At 58.9% G+C, this 22573-nt stretch carries 23 protein-coding genes; 17 read left to right on the top strand and 6 right to left on the bottom strand.

The window, feature by feature from the left end; all coding sequences use genetic code 11:
* Positions 1-6 precede the first annotated feature (6 nt).
* From hrcA to IEU99_RS02845, 11 genes are all read left to right on the top strand, one after another.
* The gene (gene hrcA / locus IEU99_RS02895) at positions 7-1044 is read left to right on the top strand and encodes a heat-inducible transcriptional repressor HrcA (RefSeq protein WP_128889411.1); all 1038 of its coding nucleotides are present in this window, start codon (positions 7-9) and stop codon (positions 1042-1044) included.
* Between the two features lie 69 nt (positions 1045-1113).
* Positions 1114-2256: a molecular chaperone DnaJ gene (dnaJ, locus tag IEU99_RS02890; protein ID WP_128889412.1), complete on the top strand. Its 1143-nt coding sequence runs from the start codon at positions 1114-1116 to the stop codon at positions 2254-2256.
* The gene (locus IEU99_RS02885) at positions 2256-2984 is read left to right on the top strand and encodes a 16S rRNA (uracil(1498)-N(3))-methyltransferase (protein WP_128889413.1); all 729 of its coding nucleotides are present in this window, start codon (positions 2256-2258) and stop codon (positions 2982-2984) included. The genes dnaJ and IEU99_RS02885 overlap by 1 nt, the downstream gene beginning before the upstream one ends.
* Positions 2985-3105: 121 nt before the next feature.
* On the top strand, positions 3106-4008 hold the full coding sequence (locus IEU99_RS02880) for a PhoH family protein (protein ID WP_128890784.1): 903 nt from the start codon (positions 3106-3108) through the stop codon (positions 4006-4008).
* The gene (gene ybeY, locus IEU99_RS02875; protein WP_128889414.1) at positions 4005-4586 is read left to right on the top strand and encodes an rRNA maturation RNase YbeY; all 582 of its coding nucleotides are present in this window, start codon (positions 4005-4007) and stop codon (positions 4584-4586) included. The genes IEU99_RS02880 and ybeY overlap by 4 nt, the downstream gene beginning before the upstream one ends.
* On the top strand, positions 4583-5905 hold the full coding sequence (locus tag IEU99_RS02870) for a hemolysin family protein (protein ID WP_128889415.1): 1323 nt from the start codon (positions 4583-4585) through the stop codon (positions 5903-5905). The genes ybeY and IEU99_RS02870 overlap by 4 nt, the downstream gene beginning before the upstream one ends.
* Positions 5906-5999: 94 nt before the next feature.
* Positions 6000-6851: a pyridoxal kinase PdxY gene (pdxY, locus tag IEU99_RS02865; RefSeq protein WP_128889416.1), complete on the top strand. Its 852-nt coding sequence runs from the start codon at positions 6000-6002 to the stop codon at positions 6849-6851.
* Between the two features lie 25 nt (positions 6852-6876).
* Positions 6877-7797, top strand: a complete 921-nt coding sequence (gene era, locus IEU99_RS02860) for a GTPase Era (RefSeq protein ID WP_128889417.1) — start codon at positions 6877-6879, stop codon at positions 7795-7797.
* Positions 7790-8515: a DNA repair protein RecO gene (recO, locus tag IEU99_RS02855; RefSeq protein WP_128889418.1), complete on the top strand. Its 726-nt coding sequence runs from the start codon at positions 7790-7792 to the stop codon at positions 8513-8515. The genes era and recO overlap by 8 nt, the downstream gene beginning before the upstream one ends.
* A 31-nt stretch (positions 8516-8546) precedes the next feature.
* Positions 8547-9272: an isoprenyl transferase gene (locus IEU99_RS02850; RefSeq protein ID WP_371869465.1), complete on the top strand. Its 726-nt coding sequence runs from the start codon at positions 8547-8549 to the stop codon at positions 9270-9272.
* Positions 9269-10345 carry a VIT1/CCC1 transporter family protein gene (locus tag IEU99_RS02845; RefSeq protein ID WP_128889420.1) on the top strand — a complete coding sequence of 359 codons (1077 nt, stop codon included), beginning with the start codon at positions 9269-9271 and terminating at the stop codon, positions 10343-10345. Before IEU99_RS02850 ends, IEU99_RS02845 begins: the two co-directional genes overlap by 4 nt.
* A gap of 9 nt (positions 10346-10354) precedes the next feature.
* Here the strand turns inward: IEU99_RS02845 and IEU99_RS02840 are convergent, their stop codons facing one another.
* Positions 10355-10783: a Fur family transcriptional regulator gene (locus IEU99_RS02840; RefSeq protein WP_128889421.1), complete on the bottom strand. Its 429-nt coding sequence runs from the start codon at positions 10781-10783 to the stop codon at positions 10355-10357.
* Between the two features lie 132 nt (positions 10784-10915).
* Complete coding sequence (locus IEU99_RS02835; protein WP_128889422.1) at positions 10916-11323, bottom strand: ArsR/SmtB family transcription factor; 408 nt, start codon at positions 11321-11323, stop codon at positions 10916-10918.
* Between the two features lie 243 nt (positions 11324-11566).
* Here IEU99_RS02835 and IEU99_RS02830 point away from each other — a divergent pair, with 243 nt between their 5' ends.
* The 3 genes from IEU99_RS02830 to IEU99_RS02820 are packed head-to-tail and all read left to right on the top strand — an operon-like array spanning position 11567 to position 13927.
* Entirely contained in the window at positions 11567-12967 is a 1401-nt protein-coding gene (locus IEU99_RS02830) for a glycine--tRNA ligase (RefSeq protein ID WP_128889423.1), read from the top strand.
* A 3-nt stretch (positions 12968-12970) separates the two neighbouring features.
* Positions 12971-13495 (top strand): hypothetical protein, encoded by a 525-nt coding sequence (locus IEU99_RS02825; RefSeq protein ID WP_229718353.1) that lies wholly within the window; start codon positions 12971-12973, stop codon positions 13493-13495.
* Positions 13496-13927 carry a hypothetical protein gene (locus IEU99_RS02820; RefSeq protein ID WP_128889424.1) on the top strand — a complete coding sequence of 144 codons (432 nt, stop codon included), beginning with the start codon at positions 13496-13498 and terminating at the stop codon, positions 13925-13927.
* Between the two features lie 7 nt (positions 13928-13934).
* On the opposite strand, the gene IEU99_RS02815 is transcribed toward IEU99_RS02820, so the two are convergent.
* Complete coding sequence (locus tag IEU99_RS02815) at positions 13935-14603, bottom strand: NAD(P)H-binding protein (RefSeq protein WP_128889425.1); 669 nt, start codon at positions 14601-14603, stop codon at positions 13935-13937.
* 55 nt (positions 14604-14658) lie between these two features.
* Entirely contained in the window at positions 14659-16716 is a 2058-nt protein-coding gene (locus IEU99_RS02810; protein WP_128889426.1) for a TPM domain-containing protein, read from the bottom strand.
* A gap of 157 nt (positions 16717-16873) precedes the next feature.
* Between IEU99_RS02810 and IEU99_RS02805 the strand changes: the two genes are divergently transcribed.
* Together IEU99_RS02805 and IEU99_RS02800 are read left to right on the top strand one after the other, a co-directional pair.
* Positions 16874-17563 (top strand): YdcF family protein, encoded by a 690-nt coding sequence (locus IEU99_RS02805; protein WP_229718352.1) that lies wholly within the window; start codon positions 16874-16876, stop codon positions 17561-17563.
* 111 nt (positions 17564-17674) lie between these two features.
* Positions 17675-18943, top strand: coding sequence for a deoxyguanosinetriphosphate triphosphohydrolase (locus IEU99_RS02800; protein ID WP_128889428.1), 1269 nt, complete (start codon positions 17675-17677; stop codon positions 18941-18943).
* Here the strand turns inward: IEU99_RS02800 and IEU99_RS02795 are convergent, their stop codons facing one another.
* A complete protein-coding gene (locus tag IEU99_RS02795; RefSeq protein WP_128889429.1) occupies positions 18944-19405 on the bottom strand; it encodes a guanyl-specific ribonuclease in 462 nt (153 codons plus the stop codon).
* 167 nt (positions 19406-19572) lie between these two features.
* On the opposite strand from IEU99_RS02795, the gene glmS reads away from it, so the two are divergent.
* A complete protein-coding gene (glmS, locus tag IEU99_RS02790) occupies positions 19573-21444 on the top strand; it encodes a glutamine--fructose-6-phosphate transaminase (isomerizing) (protein WP_128889430.1) in 1872 nt (623 codons plus the stop codon).
* A 70-nt stretch (positions 21445-21514) separates the two neighbouring features.
* Here the strand turns inward: glmS and IEU99_RS02785 are convergent, their stop codons facing one another.
* Entirely contained in the window at positions 21515-22552 is a 1038-nt protein-coding gene (locus IEU99_RS02785; protein WP_128889431.1) for an aldo/keto reductase, read from the bottom strand.
* Between the last annotated feature and the right edge of the window lie 21 nt (positions 22553-22573).

Raw genomic sequence — 22573 nt, 5'->3', positions numbered from 1 at the left:
GCGCAGGTGGCAAGTAGTACGAGTCAGCGTCGCACGAAGGTTCTGCATGCCATCGTGGCCGACTATATTGCCCGCCAGGATCCAGTTGGTTCTAAGGCGCTATTGGAACGCCACAACCTCAACGTTTCTTCTGCCACGATCCGCAATGACATGGCAGCGCTTGAGGCCGAGGGCTATATCGTGCAGCAGCACGCGAGTTCCGGCCGCATCCCCACCGAGCGTGCCTATAGGGAGTTCGTCGATTCCATCCACGACGTCAAACCCCTATCCCAGGCTGAGCGCACCGCCATCTTGAATTTTCTTGAAGGGGGAGTGGATCTAGAAGACGTCCTGCACCGCAGCGTGCGCCTGCTGTCCCAGCTCACCCGCCAGGCAGCCGTGGTGCAATTGCCCAATTTGGCTGTCGCGCGCGTCAAGCACCTTGAGGTGGTGGCATTGACCCCGCTTCGCCTGCTGCTTGTGCTGATCACGGATACAGGCCGGGTGGATCAAAGAAATGTGGAGTTGGATCGCCCCTGCAATGCAGAGCATGTGGCCATGCTGCGCGATGTGCTGAATAAGACCTTAGAAGGCCGCACGCTTGCCGACGCCTCCGTCTCCCTGACCCAACTGGCCGATCCTGCCGATACCGCCATGCCATTGGACCCAGAAATCCAGATGATTGCGTTGCGGTGCATCACGGTGCTCGTCGAAACGCTCGTTGAGCAGCCAAATGACAAGATCATCGTGGCTGGTGCATCCCAGTTGGCAAAGGCCACGCAGCATCTTTCCCATGAATTGCTTGAGGCTTTAGAAGAGCAAGTGGTGGTGTTGCGCCTATTGGCCAATGTGCAGGAATTAGGCCAGGTGCAGGTGCATATTGGCCAGGAAAATTCCGAAGCCGGCCTGCCAGGTGCTTCGGTGGTGAGCACCGGATATGGGGCGCAGGGCGCCACCTTGGGTGGATTGGCTGTGGTTGGGCCAACCTTTATGGACTATTCGGGAACAATGTCGAAGGTGCATGCTGTTGCAAGTTACGTATCCCGAGTTTTGGGCGGCGAGTAGTATTATCGTTTCGCTTCCAATTCGCTGATGTACGCGACAAATCAAAGGTGTTAGGACCGTTAGAGACTTATGGCTCGAGACTATTACGGCATTTTGGGCGTCGACCGTGACGCCAGCGATAACGAAATTAAAAAGGCGTATCGCAAATTAGCCCGCAAGTACCACCCGGACGTCAATGACACCGAGGAGGCAGCAGCGAAGTTCAGTGAGATTTCGCTGGCCCAAGAGGTGCTCTTAGACGCAGAAAAGCGTCGCATTGTCGATATGGGTGGCGACCCAATGGCCCAAGGTGGCGGCGGCGCCGGTGGTTTTGGTGGCGCCAACTTCGGCGGTGGCCTGGGCGATATTTTCGAGGCCTTCTTCGGCCAAGGCGGCGGGGCAAGCCGCCCACCGCGTTCGCGCGTGCAGCCCGGCAACGATGCCCTCCTGCGCACCGAACTCACCTTAGAAGAAGCATTCAATGGCGTGAAAAAGCCAGTGACCATCGATACCGCCATCTTGTGCGATCGCTGTGAAGGCAGTGGCTCTCAAACCAAGGCCAAGCCGATTAGCTGCGATAACTGCGGCGGTGCCGGCGAGGTACAGCAGGTGCAGCGTTCCTTCCTGGGCAATGTGCTGACCACCTCCACCTGCCCCAAGTGCCGTGGCGTAGGCGAGATCGTGCCGGATCCCTGCGAAAAGTGCGCCGGCGAAGGCCGCGTGAAGGCCCGTCGTGATCTCACGGTGAATATTCCCGCCGGCATTGCCGATGGCATGCGCGTGCGCATGTCCGGCCAGGGCGAAGTCGGCCACGGCGGTGGCCCCGCGGGCGATCTCTACGTTGAGGTGCACCTTTCACCCCATGCCGTATTCCAGCGCGATGGCAATGACCTGCACGTGCAGATCGATACCCCCATGGCAGACGCGGCACTGGGCACCACGGTTCAGGTGCTCGGCTTAGACGAGCAGCCCATCGACGTGGAAATTCCTGAAGGGACCCAACCGGGTGAGCGCGTCGTGATCGCCGGCAAAGGCATGCCCAAGATCAACCAGGACAGCCGCGGCGATCTCGTCGCCACCATCGAGGTGCATACGCCTGCCCAAATGGACCAAAAGACCCGCAACCTGCTTGAACAATTGCGCGAGCACAGTGGGGACCGGGCAGAGGTGCGCAGCCGCAATCACCAGGATGGTTCCTTCTTCGGCCGCTTCCGTAACCGCTTCCGCCGCTAATGTCCCTTCAGGTTTTTATCGCCGAATCCCTCGAGGGCGACACCCTCAGCTTGGATGGCCCCGAGGGCAAACACGCCGTGACGGTCAAGCGCACCACCGTGGGCGAGCACATCAAGCTTGTCGACGCCAACGGCGCCTTTGCCATCTGTGAAGTCATCGAACTTCCCGCCAAAGATCGCCTCATCGCGCGCGTGCTTGAGCGCGGTAGCGAAGCGCTGCCGCAGCCGGTGGTGACGGTCTTTCAAGCCATCCCAAAATCAGAGCGCTCTGAACTCACCGTCGATTTGCTCACCCAGGCCGGCGCCGATGTGGTGGTGCCCTGGCAGGCCTCGCGCTGCGTGGCCAAATGGCAGGGAGCCAAACGCGACAAGGCTGTGGCGAAGTGGGAGCAGGCCGTTCGCGCCGCCGCCAAACAATCGCGCAGGGCGCGGCTTCCCGTGGTGGAACAGTCGCATAGCACCCAGGAGGTGGCCGCAAGGCTTGAGGCATTCGATGCGGTCTATGTGCTGCACGAATCGGCCACGGTTGGCATCAAAGACTGTGAGCTCGGTGCCGCGAAATCGGTGGCGCTGATTATCGGCCCCGAAGGTGGCATCAGCCCCGAAGAACTCGAGGCCTTTGCTGCTTGCGGAGCGCTCGCATTGAAGCTGGGGCCGGAGGTGTTGCGCACCGCTACTGCCGGCATGGTGGCCCTTGCTGCAATCGGCATGAAGACTTCGCGCTGGTAAGGTGTGGCGCGAAAGCGATTCTGCTTCTGTTCCCAAACTTCTGTGAAGGTAGATCAATTTGGCAAAGCATGCCTCCACCACCCGCACTGTCGGGGTGGACGCCCAGCACCTGCAAACGATCATGGGGATTCATGATGAAAACCTCAAGGTCTTAGAAAACCAACTCGATGTCAGCATTTTTGCCCGCGGCGATGCTATTTCTATCGCCGGTGCTGAACACGAGGTGGCTCGTGCGATGCGGGTATTAAAAGAACTGCAGTCGGTGGCACGTCGTGGCCATGTCATTACTCCAGATACCGTCAAGCACACCGTGACGATGGTCTCTGTGGAGGCGCCGGATTCGGTGGCCGCCATGGTCGGTAGCGATATTCTTGCCCGCCGCGGCAAGGTGATTCGGCCAAAAACCTATGGCCAGAAGCACTATGTGGACGCCATTGATGAAAACACCATCGTCTTCGGCCTCGGCCCGGCTGGTTCCGGTAAGACCTATTTGGCCATGGCCAAGGCGGTGCAGGCGCTGCATGCGAAGGAAGTAAGCCGCATCATCTTGACTCGTCCTGCCGTAGAAGCTGGAGAAAAGCTGGGCTTTTTGCCGGGCACGCTGAATGAGAAGATCGATCCCTACCTGCGCCCACTGCACGATGCGCTGCGCGATATGGTCGACCCAGAGATCATTCCCAAGCTGATGGAATCCGGGATTGTCGAGGTCGCCCCGCTTGCCTATATGCGCGGACGCACCCTCAACGATGCCTTCGTCATTTTGGACGAGGCCCAAAACACCACCCCTGCGCAGATGAAGATGTTTTTAACGCGCTTGGGCTTTGGTTCCAAGATGGTGGTCACAGGCGATGTCACCCAGGTGGACCTGCCGGGTGGTCAGCGTTCTGGTCTGCGGGTAGTCAAAGACATTTTGCACGGCGTTGAGGGCATCCACTTTGCCGAGTTGGGCGCCGAGGATGTGGTGCGCCATCAACTTGTTGGTCGCATTGTGGAGGCCTATGAGGAATTTGAGGAGCAGCAGTGAGCATCGAAATCATCAATGAATCAGCCTTCGATGGCGTCAACGAAGAGATGCTTATCGACGTCGCCAGCTTCGTCTTAGCTGCGATGGATATCCACAGCGACGCAGAGGCCACCATCTCCTTGGTGGATACCCCAACGATGAGCGATCTGCATATGCGGTGGATGGATCTTGAAGGCCCCACCGATGTGATGAGCTTTCCCATGGACGAACTCAGCCCCGGCCAACCGCGCCCTGATGCTCAGCCCTTTGGCCCGGAGATGCTTGGCGATATCATCATCTGCCCCGAGTTCGCAGCAAAACAAGCCATCAAGGCAGGCCACGATTTAGGCCATGAGCTCGCGCTGCTGACCACCCATGGCTGCTTACACCTCTTAGGCTATGACCACATTGAGCCCGAGGAGGAGCAGAAGATGTTTGCCCTCCAAAATGCGTTGCTCAAAGACTGGTATGCCCAGCTTGAGGTTGAATACCAGCCAAAGCCTTCGAATGCCGGGGCATTTCCCACGCCTCAGCAGCGGGCAGCGCTGGATAAGGAAGTGCCCGGCGGCGGTATCCCTGCTATTGGTGAACCTTCATGAGCATGGCACTTGCCGGCCTGATCACGGTGGCAGCCCTGCTGCTTTCCGGTTTGATCGGCACAGTTGAGGCGGCAGTAAGCTCCATTTCCCGCGCCAGGGTGGAGCACATGGTCAAAGAGGAAGAGCAGCGCAATGCCCGCAGCCTCTTGCGCGTGCTCGACCACCGCGCCGAGTACATCAATCTCTTGGTGCTGTTAAAAACGCTGCTGGATGCTACCGCGGCGGTGTTCGCTAGCCTGGTCAGCCTAGAGCTGGTTCACCACGTTGGTTGGGCGCTCACAGCCGCCATCATTGGCACATCGCTGGTGACCTTCGCCGTCGTCGGTGTGTTCTCTCGCACCGTGGGTAAGAAGAATCCCTATAGCGTGTCCTTGTCCAGTGCGCTATTGCTGAATATTGTGGCCAAAATCTTGGGCCCAATTTCGAGCTTGCTCATTCGAGTTGGCAACCTTTTCGCCCCCGGCCTTGGTTTTAGAGACGGCCCCTATTCCACCGAGGTGGAACTGCGTGAGATGGTCGATATCGCCCAAGAACGCGGAGTGGTCGAGGTTGAAGAACGCCGCATGATCCAGTCGGTGTTCGACCTTGCTTCCACCACCGCCCGTTCGGTGATGGTGCCACGCCCAGAGATGGTGTGGATCGAATCCGGCAAAACTGCAGGCCAAGCCACGAGCTTGTGCGTGCGTTCCGGTTTTTCGCGCATCCCCGTCATTGGTGAAACCGTCGACGACATCATCGGCGTGGTGTACCTCAAAGATTTGGTGCAGCAGACCTACTACAGCACCGATGGTGGCAGAAGCGTGGCCGTCGATGATGTGATGCGCGAAGCCACCTTCGTGCCCGACTCGAAGAACCTCGACGCACTGCTGCACGAGATGCAGCGCGACCGCAACCACATTGCCATGCTTGTCGACGAATACGGCGGCATCGCAGGCCTGATCTCCATCGAAGACATCCTCGAAGAGATCGTCGGCGAGATCGCCGATGAATACGACGCCCGCGAAGTGGCCCCCATCGAGGCCCTGGACCAGCCCGCCACCTACCGCGTGGTGGCGCGTTTGAGCCTGGACGATCTTGGCGAGCGTGTAGAAGAAGACTTAGGCATCACCCTCGATTTTTCTGAAGAGGTAGAAAACCAAGTCGATACCGTTGGCGGTTTGCTGGCGTTCGAGATGGGCCGAGTCCCCCTTCCTGGTTCCACCGTTCAAGTCGGCCGCCTGGAGCTCAGGGCTGAAGGTGGCCGGGATCGCCGTGGCCGGGTTCGCGTGGGCTCCGTGGTGGTTCGTGTGCATGAGCACCAAGAGGAACCAGCACACTAATGGCAGACATGGCCGAAGCTGCTCAGGGCGCTGCTGCGCGGCGGGGCGGTGCCCTAAGTTGTTTGTGTGCAACGCGGTCACGCATGATGGAGTTATGAGTATCCTTTCTATCCAGTCGCATGTGAGCTTCGGCCACGTTGGTAACTCGGCGGCAGTCTTTCCTTTGCAGCGCATCGGCCTTGAAGTGTGGCCTGTGTACACCGTCAATTTCTCCAATCACACAGGCTATGGCGACTGGGGCGGCGACCTCATCCCCGCCGATCAGGTTCGCAGCGTCATCGAGGGCATTGGGCGCCGTGGTGGCTTTGAGCACATCGACGCGATTGTTTCCGGCTACCAGGGTGGCAAGGAAATCGCTCAGGTGATTATCGATGCCGTGGCAGAGATTAAGAAGGTCAATCCGAAAGCCGTGTACGCCTGCGATCCCGTGATGGGTTCTAAGACCACCGGCTGCTTTGTCGACGACGCCATCCCGCCGCTGCTGCGCGACAAGGTCGTGCCGGTTGCGGATATCATCACCCCGAACCAATTCGAGTTGGGCTATCTCACCGGCGTTGAGGCAAGTGATACCGAAAGCACCCTTGAGGCCATCGACGCCGCGCGCGCCATGGGCCCAGAGGTTGTATTGGTCACCTCTGTGCGCAGGCCAGAAGCCCCCGAGAACACCATCGAGATGATTGCTGCCGATGGCGAATCCGCCTATATCGTGCAAACCCCGTGGGTGGGCACCAAGCTCACCGGCACCGGCGACGTCACCACCGCGCTTTTTAGTGGCCACCTGGTGCAAACAGGCAGCATCAAGGAAGCTTTGGAGCGCACCACCGCCAGCGTTTTTGATTTGATTAACTACACCTTTACACAGCAGGAACGAGAGCTTGCGCTTATCGCTGGCCAAGAAGCCTTCGTTGCTCCTGCCCAAACCTTCAGCGCCGAGCGAATCCGCTAAGCGCCCAACAACACCAAGGAGTCGCGTGAGCTTCCAAGACACACCAGAGGGCTTTAAGTCTGGCTTTATCAGCTTCGTGGGAAGGCCCAATACCGGCAAATCCACACTCACGAATGCGCTGGTTGGCCAGAAGATCGCCATTACCGCCGACCAGCCAGAGACCACTCGCCATCCAATCCGCGGCATCGTGCACCGCCCCGATGCGCAGGTGATTGTGGTTGACACCCCTGGTCTGCACCGCCCTCGCACCCTGCTTGGTGAGCGTCTCAACGACGTGGTCAAAGACACCTACCAGGACATGGACCTGATTGGTTTGTGCATCCCCGCCAACGAGAAGATCGGACCCGGCGATCGCTGGATTCTCGATGCCGTGCGCAAACTCGCCCCCAACACCCCGGTGCTCGGAATCGTGACCAAGGCAGATGCCGCCTCTCGCGACCAGGTGGGCGCGCAGCTTTTGGCCCTGCACGAGATGCTCGGCGGTGAGTCCGAGGTGGTGCCAGTTTCTGCCGTCACCGGTGAGCAACGCGATGTGCTCCTGGACGTGATCGTGGATCTTTTGCCTGAAGGGCCGAAGTTCTATCCCGATGATCACGTCACGGACGATGACACCAACACCCGCATTGCAGAACTCATCCGCGAGGCCGCCCTTCAAGGTTTGCGCGATGAACTGCCGCACTCGGTGGCCGTGGAGGTAGACGAGATCATCCCCAATGAAGAGCGCGAAGGCGTGCTCGATGTGCACGCGCTGATTTATGTGGAGCGTGAGGGACAAAAGCGCATCATTGCAGGCCACGATGGCAAGCGGATGGGGCGCATTGTGCACGCCGCTCGTCCGCAGATCATTGAGCTGCTCGGCCAAAACGTGTACCTGGATCTGCGCATGAAGGTGCTGAAGAACTGGCAGCAGGATCCTAAGTTGCTGGGGCGTTTGGGATTTGCCTAAGCCCTCACGCAGGCTGCGCGCCCTGGTGGTGCGCAGCTATGACTTTGGCGAGGCTGATCGGATTGTCGTGTTGCTCAGCCGCGAGGAAGGGCTCATTCGTGCCGTGGCCAAGGGCGTTCGCCGCGCCAAAAGCCGCTTCGGTTCGAGGCTCCAGCCCTTCGTGGAATTAGACGTGCAACTATATCCAGGCCGCAATCTCAGCCTGATTACCCAGGCCGATACCGTTTCTTATTTCGCTTCAGGGCTTATCGACGACCCACGCCGTTTCACCGCGGCCTGCACCGTTTTGGAAGCAGCCGAGTCCTTGTCCCAAGCCCACGAAGATCCTGCGTTATACGATCTCAGCGTCAAAGCGATCGTACAGATCGCAAAATCGGATGATCCGATTTTGGCCCTAGATGCCTATTTATTGCAGGCTATGGAAGTAGCCGGCTGGGCACCAAGTTTGTTCGACTGTGCCCAATGTTCGGCGCGCGGGCCACACCATGCTTTTCATCCGGCTGCCGGTGGGGCAGTGTGCGTGCACTGCAGGCCACCGGGATCGGCAGAGGTGGATCCGGAGACGCTGCATCTGCTGTGGCTTTTAGCCCATGAGCATCCGCTGGAGCAGGTGCTGACCCAGCAGCGGGGCGCCCAGGCTCATCAAATGATCAAAAGTTATTTGCAATATCACTTAGAACGTAGGCTGAAGAGCCTGCAGGTGTTGGATGAAGTGTGAAGATGGCACAATACTCCACGTGAGTGAAGCGATGAATGTGCCAGATATCCCTGCTGAGTTTCTACCCAAGCACATTGCCTTGGTGATGGACGGCAACGGCCGGTGGGCTCAGCAGCGCGGGTTGAAGCGCACCGAGGGGCATAAGCGCGGCGAGGCGGTGCTGCTTTCCATGGTGGATGCCTGTCTGGCCATGGGCGTGCCCTATCTTTCTGCCTACGCCTTTTCTACAGAAAACTGGCGCCGCTCCAGCGAGGAAGTGCGCTTCCTTATGGGCTTTAATCGCGATGTGTTGCGCCGCCAGCGTGAATACCTCCACGAACACAATGTGCGCATCCGCTGGGTGGGGCGCAGGCCGCGCCTGTGGCGCAGCGTGATCCGCGAACTTGAGGCCGCCGAGGAATTAACCAAGGACAACACCGCCATGACCTTGGCCATGTGCGTCAATTACGGTGGCCGCGCTGAAATCGTCGACGCCGCACGCGCCATCGCCGCCCAAGCAGCAGCGGGCAAGCTACGCCCGGAGGCGATTACTGAATCAAGCTTCTCCCAGTTCCTCGACGAGCCCGATATGCCCGATGTGGATCTTTTCTTGCGCCCCTCGGGCGAACAGCGCACCTCGAATTTCTTGTTGTGGCAATCGGCCTATGCCGAGATGGTGTATCAGGACAAACTCTTTCCCGATTACACCCCGGATGATTTATTTGCCGCCGTCGAAGAGTACGCACGCAGGGATCGGCGTTTCGGAGGCACCAAATGAGCCATGCCCCAACGCCAGCCCAGATTCGGCGCTGGCGACAATACCTTGCCAATGAACGCGCAGAGGCCGCGGTGTATCGAGAGCTGGCCAAGCGCAAGCAGGGCGAAGAACGAGAGATTCTGCTTGCGGTAGCTGAGGCTGAATCCCGCCACGAGGAGCACTGGCGTCAATTGCTTGGCGCAGAAGTCGGACTGCCGAAGCAACCGGATTTCTCCACCCGGATGCTGGCCTTTTTGGCTAAGAATTTCGGATCGGTGTTCACACTTGCGTTGATGCAAACAGCAGAACAGCGCAGCCCCTATGCCCAAGATGCTGATGCCACAGAGCAGATGAAAGCCGATGAGGCGATCCATGCCGAGGTCGTTCGCGGTTTGGCAGCCCGCGGGCGTGAACAAATGAGTGGCAGCTTCCGCGCGGCCGTGTTTGGTGCCAATGATGGCTTGGTGTCCAACTTGGCCTTGGTGTTGGGCGTGATGGCTTCTGGGGTGAGCCCCGGGGTGGTGTTGATTACCGGTGTCTCTGGATTGTTGGCCGGTGCTTTATCCATGGGTGCGGGCGAATACATCTCGGTAAAAAGCCAAGATGAACTCCTGGAGGCTTCCACGCCGCATCCTGAGGCCGATCAGGCGATCCCGAAGCTCGATGTGAACGCCAATGAGCTTGCGCTGGTCTACAGGGCCCGAGGCATGAGTGAAGAGGAAGCTGAGCAAAAAGCTCAGCAGGTCTTTACCCGCATGCAGCACCCGAGTGCCAAGTCTTTCGTTTCAGGCATTGAGGGCACCGATCGCACCACCGTGGGCGGGGCGTGGCAGGCGGCTATTTCGAGCTTCTGCTTCTTTGCCTCCGGCGCGCTGATCCCGATCATCCCCTTCTTTTTCAATATCTCCACGCTGGTGGCCTCGTTGATTGCCTTGGTGGCAGTGGGGCTGACCTTGATGGTCACTGGTGCGATCACCGGCGTGCTCAGCGGAAAGCCACCCCTGAAGCGCGCCTTGCGCCAGCTCGCGATCGGGCTGGGGGCAGCGGGCGTGACCTTCGGGCTCGGTCACATCTTCGGGGTGGCTGTTGCCTAAGGGGAGGGCTTAGGACTCTTTTTCCGAGCAGGGCTTGCACAGGCCATAAATTTCGGCGTCGTGGCCGGTGATTTGGTAGCCGTGCTTTTCTGCGATGTCCTTGGCCCACTGCTCGACGGGGCCGCCTTCGATTTCCTCGGTCTTGCCGCAACGCATGCACACCAAGTGGTGGTGGTGCGCATCGGAGCTGCAGTGGCGGTATAGGGTTTCGCCATTGCTCATCTGGAGAACGTCGACAGCTTCGATTTCTGCGAGGGATTGCAGGGTGCGGTAGACGGTGGTGAGTCCCACTTTGAGGTCACGGTCGGTGATCTCGCGATGGATGACCTTGGCGGAGGCGAAGGTATCCAGTTCCTGCAGCACCTGCACTACGGCGCTGCGCTGGCGGGTGTTTCGAACACCAAGTTTGGGTACGTTCGGGTCAACTACGGGGGACATTAACGTTCTCGCTCTCGTTACTTCGGTCTCTTTCTTCCAGGCTTATCGGAAATGCAATGGAAAATGGTACGCATCACCGAAAAAGAAACACCCCCGTTATAAAACGGGGGTGAACAAGAGATGGATAGTCACTTAGTGCACTCGTTGGAGTAAGCGACGATCTAAACGGTCAATCAGGGCTTCGGCCATGTCAGCGATATCGGTAATGCTGGTATCTACCAGGTGGTATGTCATCTGACGCCCCTTGCGCTCAGCACTTACCAGCCCTGCTTCCTTCAGCACTCGCAGGTGCTGGCTCACAAGGGGTTGGCTGGCACCGAGCAACCCAACAATTTCATGGACGAAATGATCACGTTGGTGTAACAGGTGCAGAATGCGGAGACGGATAGGGGAATCGAGGGCACCAAAAATTTGGGCCGTACGGCTGAAATCGCGTGCTTGGTCGAGGAGCTCGGCGCTTTGAATGCCGGGGTTTTGTTGAAGTTCTACCGGGTCGAGCGCATGCGAGGTGAACGACGCGAGTTGGGGTTGGTTATCCATTCGGAGTTGAGCCACCTTCGACAAAATCGATCAAAAAAAGGAACTATAAACTTTATGGTATCAGTGGATATTAATCCATCTAACCACGCCAAGAGCTCTGGCGGTAGGGATGGTTTTGTTTCTTGCTATGAACTGCATTGACCTGCAACAACGGTGGGCGTCGAAAAGCTAGGGGGTGGCAGGTTAGACTGTAGCGAAGCAATTTTTCGCAGCAACACGTTATATAAGGAGTCGTGCTCGCCCGTGGCATCAAACGCGAACGCAAACACCAACCTGGTGGAAACCGTAGTGAACCTCTGCAAGCGCCGTGGTCTGGTGTACCCCTCCGGTGAAATCTATGGCGGCACCCGCTCGGCATGGGACTACGGCCCACTTGGCACCGAGCTCAAAGAAAACATCAAGAAGCAGTGGTGGCGCACCTTCGTGCAATCCCGCGCCGATGTTGTAGGCCTTGATTCCTCCATCATCTTGCCGCGCCAGGTCTGGCACGCATCCGGTCACGTGGCAACCTTCACCGACCCGCTGGTGGAATCACTGCACACCCACAAGCGCTACCGCGCCGATCACCTCATCGAAGCCTATGAGGCAAAGCACGGACACAAGCCTGAAAACGGCCTCGCTGATATCCCGGACCCTGAAACCGGCCAGCCCGGCAATTGGACCGAGCCGCAGATGTTCTCCGGGTTGATGAAGACCTACCTTGGCCCCGTGGACAACGAACAAGGCCTGCACTACCTGCGCCCCGAGACGGCACAGGGCATCTTTGTGAACTTCAAAAACGTGATGACCACCGCCCGCATGAAGCCTCCGTTCGGCATCGCGCAGGTGGGTAAGTCCTTCCGTAACGAGATCACGCCTGGCAACTTCATTTTCCGCACGCGCGAATTCGAGCAGATGGAAATCGAGTACTTCGTGGCTCCCGAAGAAGCCGACGCCAAATTCGATGAATGGGTAGACGCCTGCTGGGATTGGTTCATCGACCTGGGCATCAACCCGGATAATATGCGCAAGTTCGACGTGCCCGAAGACGAGCGCGCACACTACTCCAACGGCACCATCGACATGGAGTACCGCTTCGGATTCCAAGGCTCCGAGTGGGGCGAGCTCATGGGCGTGGCTAACCGCACCGACTACGACTTGGGCTGCCACATCAAGGAATCCGGCGAGGACCTTTCCTACTTTGATCAGCAAAGCGGCGAACGCTACGTGCCGTGGGTGATCGAGCCCTCCTTCGGCCTGACCCGCGCCCTCATGGCCTTCCTGGTGGATGCCTACCACGAGGATGAAGCACCCAACTCCAAGGGTGGAGTAGATAAGCGCGTGGTGCTCAAGCTGGATCCGCGCCTGGCCCCGGTCAAGATCGCCGTGCTGCCGCTGTCGAAGAAGGACACGCTCACCCCAACCGCTGAGGCCGTGGCCGATACGCTGCGCAAGCACTGGAATATCGACTACGACACCTCCGGTGCCATTGGTCGTCGCTACCGCCGTCAGGACGAAATCGGCACGCCCTACTGCGTGACCGTGGACTTCGACACCCTCGAAGATCAGGCCGTGACCGTGCGCGATCGCGACACCATGGAACAGACCCGCGTCAAGATTGACGAGCTCGAGGGCTACTTCGCCCAGCGTCTGATTGGTTGCTAAGCCATGGCATGGAATTACACAGGTTGGGGTCAGCGCGACGCCAAAGAGCACACCGTGGCACTGATTGCCGAAGGTGATACCGCCATTGCTACCTTCCCCGCGCAGCTTGAGGGTATTACCCAGGTGGAGGTCCAAGGCACGCCGTGGAAGCTGAGCCAAGGCCAGCGCAGCATCACCGCCGAGGTAGGGCAGCGCACCTTCAAAGCGGGCGTTGCAAAGAAGTTCTCCTCCGCCAAGGAGATTGAACTCGACCTCGCAGGCCGTTCAGCGCGCGCAATTTGCGAGAAGCGCTCGGACTGGGTGTACGAAGATGCCTCGGGTGAAAAGCTGGGACAGTTCTCCGGCGGTAACAACGGCGTGCGTCATTCCTACACGGAGTTCGAAGCGGGCAAAACCAGCGAGGAAGAGCAGGTATTTCTTTCCCTGGTGTCTCGCACCGTCCTGGAATCGAAATTGAGCTCAATGAGCATCGCCCTGATCGGCTCCTTGGTGCTTATCTCCCTCTTTTTGGTGCTGGTGTTTTTATAAATGCTGTTTCGATGGGTAGACGATCAACTGCTTGACCCCGATGGGCGAGTCATCGCATCGGTGACCGCAGAGGTGCTCAAAATCGGCAAAGATCGTCTCCTCATCGAATCCTCACAAGGCACCATTGTGGGATTCCGCGCCCGCGGCACCAGCACCTCCGGCGCGGTCTACACCATGGGCAAACGTGGCCTGACCGTCCAAACCTTAGAGGCCAATTGCGATGGCCGCACCTACACCCTGCAGCGCACAAGCCCGTGGCGTCGCACAAGAAAACTGCTCGACGCCGAAGGCACGCTGCTCGCCCGCATCCAGGCCAGGGTCTCCGGGGAACTCGACATTGAGCTTTTCGACGCAGCCCTGCACCCAGTCGATGCGGCCTTTATTACCTATGCCTGCGCATTGGTGGATACACCAACGCGCCTGATGATCTAGAAAAGCACTAGCGAGCGCCCAGCGCCTGCTCGACATCCTCATCGCCATCGTGGAACGCCACGATCGTATTCGGCAAGGTTGGCGCCAATGCCTCAAAGGCTGCAACCTCAGCAACAAGCTGGCGAGAGGTATCCGCCTTTGGTGCCCGGGCAGTAGCTTCAACCTCAGACACGGCAATGCCTTGAGCAGGTGCATCATGCAGCGCGGTCGGTGCAAGAATGACAAAATCAAGATCGCTTGCCAGAAGCACTTCATCGGCGGCCTTCTTGGCCAAGCCATAGTGGTGCAGGGGATGGTCTTGAGGAATTTCCCTGGTGGTGGCACCCCAGAAACTCACCATAACGTAGCGAGTTTGCACGCGCTGGGACGCTCGAATTGAAGCGATGGCCGCATCGCGATCAACTGCGTAGGTGTTTTCCACTCCGCCTTTACCACCGGCACCTGCCGACCAGATGACGGTGTCATATTCTGCAAGCAGCTCATCCCACTGCTGTGGGTTCAAAGTGCGGATATCGGCAATATGCGCTGAAGCGCCGGTAGCTTCAATCGCTGGGCGTTGCTCAGGATCGCGGATCAGCGAGGTGACGTTGTGGCCTTTGCTGCTTAAAAGCGGAGCAATGCGCAAGGCCACCTGGCCGTGGCCGCCGATGATCAAAATGTTCTGGGGATCAGTCATGGTGCCATGCTAGGAGCAATTGGAGCATCCTGCATGGGCACCGTCTGGGTGGCTTTTAGAAGTTTCCGCCTCCGGAAAAGCCTCCGCCGCCACCGAAGCTGCCGCCTCCGGAGAAGCCACCGCCGCCGAAGCCTCCGCCGCCGCCAAAGCCACCACCGAAACCACCGTGGCCGCCGCCAAGCAATTGGCCTAGCACCATGCCGGTGATGAAGTCGCCTCCGCCGCCACCGCGGTTATTGCGGTTTTGGTAGCGACGCATGTCTTCACTGGCCAATTGCTGCGCCTCATCGGCCTGGATTCGAGCCTGGCGCGCTAAGTCCACCGCGGCGCGGGCATTATCGCGCAAGGCCTGCTGAGCTTGAGCCCTGGAACGTTCCGCCTCCGCCAGGCGAGCTCGGGCCTCTGGGCCTACGACGCGGCCGCGAGCCTGGATAAACCCTGCGGCGCCCTGAATGGCTGCATCCGCGGCAGCGAATTGCTGCTGGGCGAGCTGCAGCAGACGAGATTGATCGGTGTTGGATAGGCGCAGTGCATCGAGCTGCTCATCAAGCACAGCGTCGGCTTCGCTGAGCAGCGTCCAGGTGCCCAAGGGATCGGAAGGGTGGGCTTGATGGTGTGCCAACGCAGCCTCTGCCTGATCGATGGCCTGCTGGAAGTCATCCCACTTCACTGGTGTGCCCTGCTCTTGGGCTTGGTGGCGAAGCTTAGCTGCCTCTTGAAGTTCTTCTTCTACTTCTTGCACCAATGCGGGAAGCTGCTGCCTGGCCACCTGTAGATTCGCGTCGGCGTGCTCGATGGCTTGTAACTGCTTTTCGCTCTGGTTCAGTGCATCTTCGGCAGCGCGGATGGCATCAACGGCGCCACCTTGTTGTCCTGCTGCCTGGGTGATGGCCTTGCGGCCTTCGTCGATAAGCGTGTCTGCCTGCTCCAATGCCGAGGTGGCCAGGGGGATATTATCTTCAAGCGATGCCAGCACGGCACTGTCGTACTTGGTTTTAAGCTGCTCAAGTACCGTGGCAGCTTCTTGCTTCCTGGCTTGCAGCTCCACCGAGCGCTGAGTCAGATCCTGCAGGCGGCTCTCAGCGTTGATCAAAAGATTACGAAGCGCAGCAAAATCTGCGGCCTGCTGGTCAAGAGCCTCATCGGCCTTGCGGCACTCGCCAATGATCTGCACCAATAGGGTGCGCCGCTCAGCGGGGGAGACCGCACCTTGGCTCAACTGCTGCTTCCAATGAAAGGCTCGCTGCAGCGTGGTAGTTGAGGTATTCATCGCGCGCCTGAAGCTCCTGGTGCGCTCGGCACCAAACTCAGCTACGGCGATATCGAGCTCTTCTTTGCCCTTGCGGATGGACTCATCGGTGCTCACGAGTTCCTCATCAGCGAGCGTCTGGAGGACGTCGATAGGCTGATTTCTGAGCTCATCGGCCTGGCTACCCGGCAACTCGCGCCCATGTTGCAGCGCTGCTTGGGTGTCGTGTTTCTTCTTCTTTGAAGACATGAATTTGGCTGCGCCACCAACGCCTACGACGGCGGCTCCACCAAGGCCGAGCCACAGCAGACCATTGCCGCCACCTGAGCTGCCACCTGCATTATTAGCGCTGCTGCCACCGGTAGCTAATTGCTGAGCCTGCTGCACAAAGGCCATACCGGCGCCGCTGAAGTTGCGTTGGGATAGCTCGGATTTAGCGGCTCGTTCTAAAGGCGAGAACCAGGAAGACTGCCAGTTTTGGCCAGCCGCGATGCCAAAGCTGCCCTCCTCGACGGCGACCGCGAGCACACCGGCGTTGTTGCCTTTTTGCTTCACAATCTGCTCGGCCCACTGCGTGCCGCTATATCCGTCAAAGGTCTTGACAAACATCACCGACACATTCAGACCCGTTTTGGAATCAAAATTGCTGATGGCTGCTTCGAGTTCTTGTTCCTCCTGTGCGCTGAGCACCTCGGCGCTATCAACCACACCACTCGTGGCTGCCTGCGGTGCCTCGGCAAGCACGGTGGTGCGGGCCTGGGCCTCCGGCACGGTGCCAATCATGGCGGATCCCGCGAAGAAGAAGCCGGTGGCGGCGAGAGCCGGTAGCGCAAGAAGGTAGCGTGTCCTCGAAGTTTGTTGCATGCCTTAAAGCGTAGCGAAGGACCTCCCATTGTTGGTCTGCTCTGGGCGAACAGCCATGATCTTGGCAGTGCTTTGTCAGCTCCGTGGCTAAGAAAAGTCGAGAAAATTTCCAGAAGTGATCTGGTGCACGCTGTGCCTGTGCTGGCACACTATGGGTATGAAGCTTCGGATGATCGCATTGGCATGTTCACTGTTGCCCTCGGCAGCCATCGTGGCGCGCGGTGTGTGGCGCCCGCGGCTTGGATCCAAGAAGTATCAGAGCGTGATCGTGTTGGGCACAGCCCAATACAACGGCGTTCCTTCACGCCAATTCGCAGGCCGCTTGCAATGGACCGAGCGGCTCTGGCGAGCCCGAAGGGCTATGGAAGTGATCACCGTGGGCGGGAAACTCCCCGGCGATGTGTACTCAGAAGCTGAGGTAGGCCGCGAATACCTGCTCAAATCGCACGTGGATCCAGAAGCCATCACCGTCGTAGCCGAAGGCTCTGATACATGGGAATCCTTCGAGCACGCCAAAGAACATCTCCTAGCGCCCGTGCTGATCGTCACCGACCCGATGCATGCGCTACGCAGCGAGTGGATCGCGCGCTTGCAAGGAATCCGCGCAGTGGCCTCACCTACGCCCTTTAGCCCCACGCGCTTTCCCTCCAAAGCATGGTGGCTTAGCCTTGCCCACGAACATGGAGGCCTCGCGGTGGTGGCCTTAACGGCCGTGCTTGGCCGCGCGAAGAGCTATGAAGTGGAGTCCTGGTTGCGTCGTATCGAAGGGCATTTGCGGCCAAATAGGAAGGCGCGCCATGAATTTTTAGCTCAGCGTTCCGCAAGGCTTGCCCAGCAACATCGCTAAGTGGCGCACAATATACGCAACCGGGAGCGGCACGTTCCCGCCAAGCTCCACACCCACGCCAGTGGGTAGGGGCCATTGCCAAGCCCGCCGAGGATGAGAAGGAAACCGCTTTTGTACCACTACAGCGAAGCCGATCGCGCCCGGCGTTTTCCTGAAGGGGAGAAGGGGGCGCAATTGGTGCAGGTGGCGGAAACGCGCGACGCCTTCTCCCGCGACCGCGCCCGCGTATTGCACTCGGCGGCGCTGCGAAGATTAGCTGACAAGACGCAGGTGGTAGGCCCGCGCGATGGTGATACTCCGAGGACGCGGCTGACGCACTCGCTTGAGGTGGCCCAAATTTCGCGAGGTATTGGCACCGCTTTGGGGCTGAACGCTGATTTGTGCGAGATGGCCGGGCTGACCCACGATATTGGCCACCCGCCCTATGGCCACAATGGCGAAACGGCTTTGAATGAGGCGGCGGAGGCCTGTGGTGGGTTTGAGGGCAATGCCCAAACGTTGAGGATTTTGACGCGCCTTGAGCCAAAGGTGATGAACCCTTCAGGAGATTCCTTCGGGCTTAACCTCACTCGCGCGGCTTTGGATGCGGCTTGCAAGTATCCGCGCACCAAGACGAATGCCGATGGCAGTGTGAATAAGAAGTATGGGTGCTATGACGAAGACGCTCATATTCTGAGCTGGCTTCGCGAAGGCCACGATGACGCCACCCCAAGCATGGAAGCGCAGGTGATGGATTTTTCCGATGACATCGCCTACTCCGTCCACGATGTTGAAGACGGCATCATCGCCAATCGCGTGCACCTGAGTGTGCTGTGGGATTTGGTGGAGCTTGTGTCTTTGGCTGAAAAAGGCGCTCGTGCGTTTGGTGGTAATCCGGAGGATTTATTGCAGGCCGCGGATCATTTGCGCGAGTTGCCGATTATTGCTGCAGCGGCTGATTTTGATGCATCGCTGGCAGGTTTTGGCACCTTGAAGGCGATGACTTCGCAGCTTGTGGGGCGTTTTGTGGGTGCGGTGGTCTCTGCAACTAGGGAGCATAATCCGGCTCAGGTGGGCCGTACCCAGGGGCGGCTGATTGTGCCGGAGCAGGTCTTGGCCGAGGTGACCCTGCTGAAAACCATCGCGGTGCTCTATGTCATGGACGAGCCTCGCCACATTGCACGCCAGGATCGTCAACGCGAGCGGATTTTTAGGGTGGTGGAGTATTTCGCCGCGGGGGCGCCGGGCTCGCTCGATCCGATGTTTGCCGCGTGGTGGCGCCAGGCCGAGAGCGATGCTGAGCGCATGCGGGTGGTGATTGACCAGGTGGCGTCGATGACGGAGACACGCCTTGAGCGCGTGGCCAAGCAGGCTGCTGGCTTATCGGGCTTTATGGATTAGTTAGTCTTCTGCGTCGGGGATTTCGCAGAAGCTTTCATAGTGATCGGCGGTGTAGTACCAGGTATCTGGATCCGTTTCGCTTCCCCCGCCGACGACGATCCTGCGCTCGCCGCGATGGCCTAGCCCGGGCGTTTCTACGGTGTATTCGCGGTAGTAGTTGCTGGATTGTTCGGGCAAGAGGCGTTCATAGTTGCCAAAGTGGGAGCCATCGTCTTGGGGATACTCATAAGGCCCGCCGCTTAAAATCGAGTCGATGACCTCATCGGCTTCTTGTGGCAGCGCGGCCACTGGGCAAACTTCGGAGCTTTTCGACGTCGCATCGTGCTCAGATTCAACGCGCTCACCCGAGCTAATGCCAAGGTATGCCGCCACCGCAACCGAAGCCGCACCGGCAATCGCTGCCGCTACATGGGTGCCACGCTTAGGTTTGTTCCCGCCATCAGAAGAAGCCATGGCACCCATTTTTGCATAAGGAATGAAAAACCGTAGATGCGAAGTTGTACCTAGCAAGCAGCGGTGGCACACCGCAAGAAAATGGATAGCAGACTCAGCACCGTGGCGCGGTACGATGGGCAAAACGGTGGCGTCGAAAAGCCAAGCAACACTGAATGAAAGGACCGCCTTACAGCATGTGTGGAATCGTCGGGTACGTAGGAAACCCCAGCGTACAGCCGGAGCATGACGCTCTTGAAGTTGTTTTAGAAGGCCTACGCAGACTCGAATACCGAGGCTATGATTCCGCCGGTGTGGCAGTGTATGCCGATGGGCAGATCGCCGCGCGCAAAAAAGCGGGCAAAGTAGCAGCGCTCGAAGCCGAAATTGAGCGCAGCCCGCTGCCTGCCTCTCAGCTCGGCATTGGCCACACGCGGTGGGCTACCCACGGCGCGCCCAGCGATGTGAACTCCCACCCGCACGTAGTAGCCGGCGGGAAGCTGGCAGTGGTGCACAACGGCATCATCGAAAACTTCGTGGAGCTGCGCACCGAGCTGCAAGCCAAGGGCTATACCTTTATCTCCGAAACCGACACCGAGGTCGCCGCGACCCTGCTGGCCGACACCCTCGAAGGCGAGGCAGCAGGCGATCTGACCAAGGCCATGCAGATGACCTGCCAGCGCCTCGAAGGTGCCTTTACCATCCTGGCCATCAGCGTTGATGCGCCCGACCGCATCGTCGCAGCGCGCCTGAACTCCCCGCTGGTGATTGGCGTGGGCGAAGGCGAGATGTTCTTAGGCTCCGACGTATCCGGCTTTATCGATTACACCAAGCAAGCAGTGGAAATGGATAACGGCCAGATCGTCACCATTACCGCCGAGGGCTACGACATTGTCACCTTCGATGGCGAGCCTGCGCAGGGCAAGGAATTCACCATCGAGTGGGATGCCGCTGCCGCCAAGAAGGATGGCTTTAACTCCTTCATGGAAAAAGAGATCCACGATCAGCCTGCGGCCATTCGCGATACGCTCATGGGTCGTTTTGATGAAAACGGCAAACTGACCCTCGATGAGCTGCACATTGATGAATCCATTTTGCGCAGCGTGGACAAGATCATCGTGATTGCCTGCGGTACCGCGGCCTATGCAGGCCAGGTGGCGCGCTACGCCATCGAGCACTGGTGCCGTATCCCCACCGAAGTGGAGCTGGCACACGAGTTCCGTTATCGCGACCCGATCGTGAATGAGAAAACCCTGGTGGTGGCCCTTTCGCAATCAGGCGAAACGATGGACACCCTCATGGCCGTGCGCCACGCCCGCGAACAGGGCGCGAAGGTGATCGCCATCTGCAATACCTATGGCTCCTCCATCCCGCGCGAAGCCGACGCCTGCCTCTACACCCACGCAGGCCCGGAAATCTCTGTGGCCTCCACCAAGGCATTCTTGGCGCAGATCACGGCTACCTACCTGCTGGGGCTGTACCTGGCGCAATTGCGCGGCAATATGTTTGCCGATGAAATCCACAGCGTGATCGCTGAGCTGCAGAAGATCCCAGAAAAGGTCCAGAGCGTCATCGACAATAAAGCGCAGGTAGAGCAGCTTTCCCGCGATATGGTCGATGCAAAGTCTGTGCTCTTCCTCGGCCGCCACGTCGGCTTCCCCGTGGCACTCGAAGGCGCATTGAAGCTCAAAGAGATTGCCTACCTGCACGCAGAGGGCTTCGCCGCCGGCGAACTCAAGCACGGCCCGATCGCCCTGATCGAAGAAGGCCAGCCGGTGTTCGTGATTGTGCCTTCGCCACGCGGGCGTGATTCCCTGCACGCTAAGGTGGTGTCGAATATCCAAGAGATTCGCGCCCGCGGTGCCATCACCATCGTCATTGCCGAAGAAGGCGATGATGCCGTGGAGCAATTTGCCAACCACGTCATCCGCATCCCGCAGTCGCCCACCCTGATGCAGCCCCTCCTAGCAACCGTGCCGCTGCAAATCTTCGCCTGCGGTGTGGCCACCGAGAAGGGCTACGACGTAGACCAGCCACGCAACCTGGCTAAGTCCGTGACGGTGGAGTAAGAACACCTAAGCTGCGCAAAGCCTCCCCGAATCTGCTCGGATCGGGGAGGCTTCCTATTGCCGCTAGTACTTATACCGACTCAGTAGCGCCCTGCCACTGATTAATGCCGCGATCAGTTGCCCACTGATCGATCTTGTTCAGCTCCTCCTCGCTAAACGGAGCCGCATCCAGCGCTGCGATATTTTGGTGCAGTTGTTCCACCGAGGACGCACCGATAAGCGCGGAGGTCACCTCAGGGCGACGCAGCACCCAAGCAATCGCCATTTGCGCCAAGGTCTGGCCACGTTGCTCGGCAATGCTGTGCAGCTCGCGAATAGCCTTCAGCGTGTCTTCGTTGAGGAAGTCCTCGCTCATTTTGTGCTCGCCCAAACGAGAATGCTCAGGCACACCGTCGAGGTAGCGGTTGGTAAGCAGGCCTTGGGCCAGGGCAGAAAAGGCGATCACGCCCATGCCTTCTTCGGCGCAGGTTTCCAAGAGTGAATCTTCAATCCAGCGGTTAAACATGGAGTAGCTGGGCTGGTGAATCGTCAGCGGTGTGCCCAGCTCACGGGCGATCTTCTGGGCACGCTTTGTCAGCTCGGGGGAGTAGGAGCTTACGCCCACATAGAGCGCGCGACCGGAACGCACCAGGAAGTCCAGGGCCGATATCGTTTCTTCGATCGGCGTTTCCGGGTCGGGGCGGTGGTGGTAGAAGATGTCCACGTAATCCAAGCCCATTCGCTTGAGCGAAGCATCGCAGCTTCCCACAATGTATTTGCGCGAACCACCAAAGCCATAGGGGCCATCTTGCATGCGCCAACCGGCTTTGGAGCTAATCAAGAGCTCTTCGCGGTGAGGCTTGAAGTCTTGGGCGAAGATCCGTCCAAAGTTCTCCTCGGCAGAGCCAGGTGGCGGGCCGTAGTTGTTGGCTAGGTCAAAGTGCGTGACGCCTGCATCAAAAGCAGCACGAAGGATCTCGCGCTGCGTGTTCAGCGGGCGGTCGTTACCAAAGTTATGCCACAGGCCCAGGGTGATCTCGGGCAGTTTCAGGCCCGTTTGGCCGCTGCGCCGAAACTTCGCGTTTTCATAGCGATCTTCGGCGGCTTTGTACACATCTGGATAGGTCATGTGCGCCAGCCTAGGCGCGAA

Origin of the sequence: Corynebacterium pelargi, from assembly GCF_014635485.1 — a bacterium.
GTDB classification, from domain to species: domain Bacteria; phylum Actinomycetota; class Actinomycetes; order Mycobacteriales; family Mycobacteriaceae; genus Corynebacterium; species Corynebacterium pelargi.
This window is presented reverse-complemented; position numbering and strand designations above follow the sequence as displayed.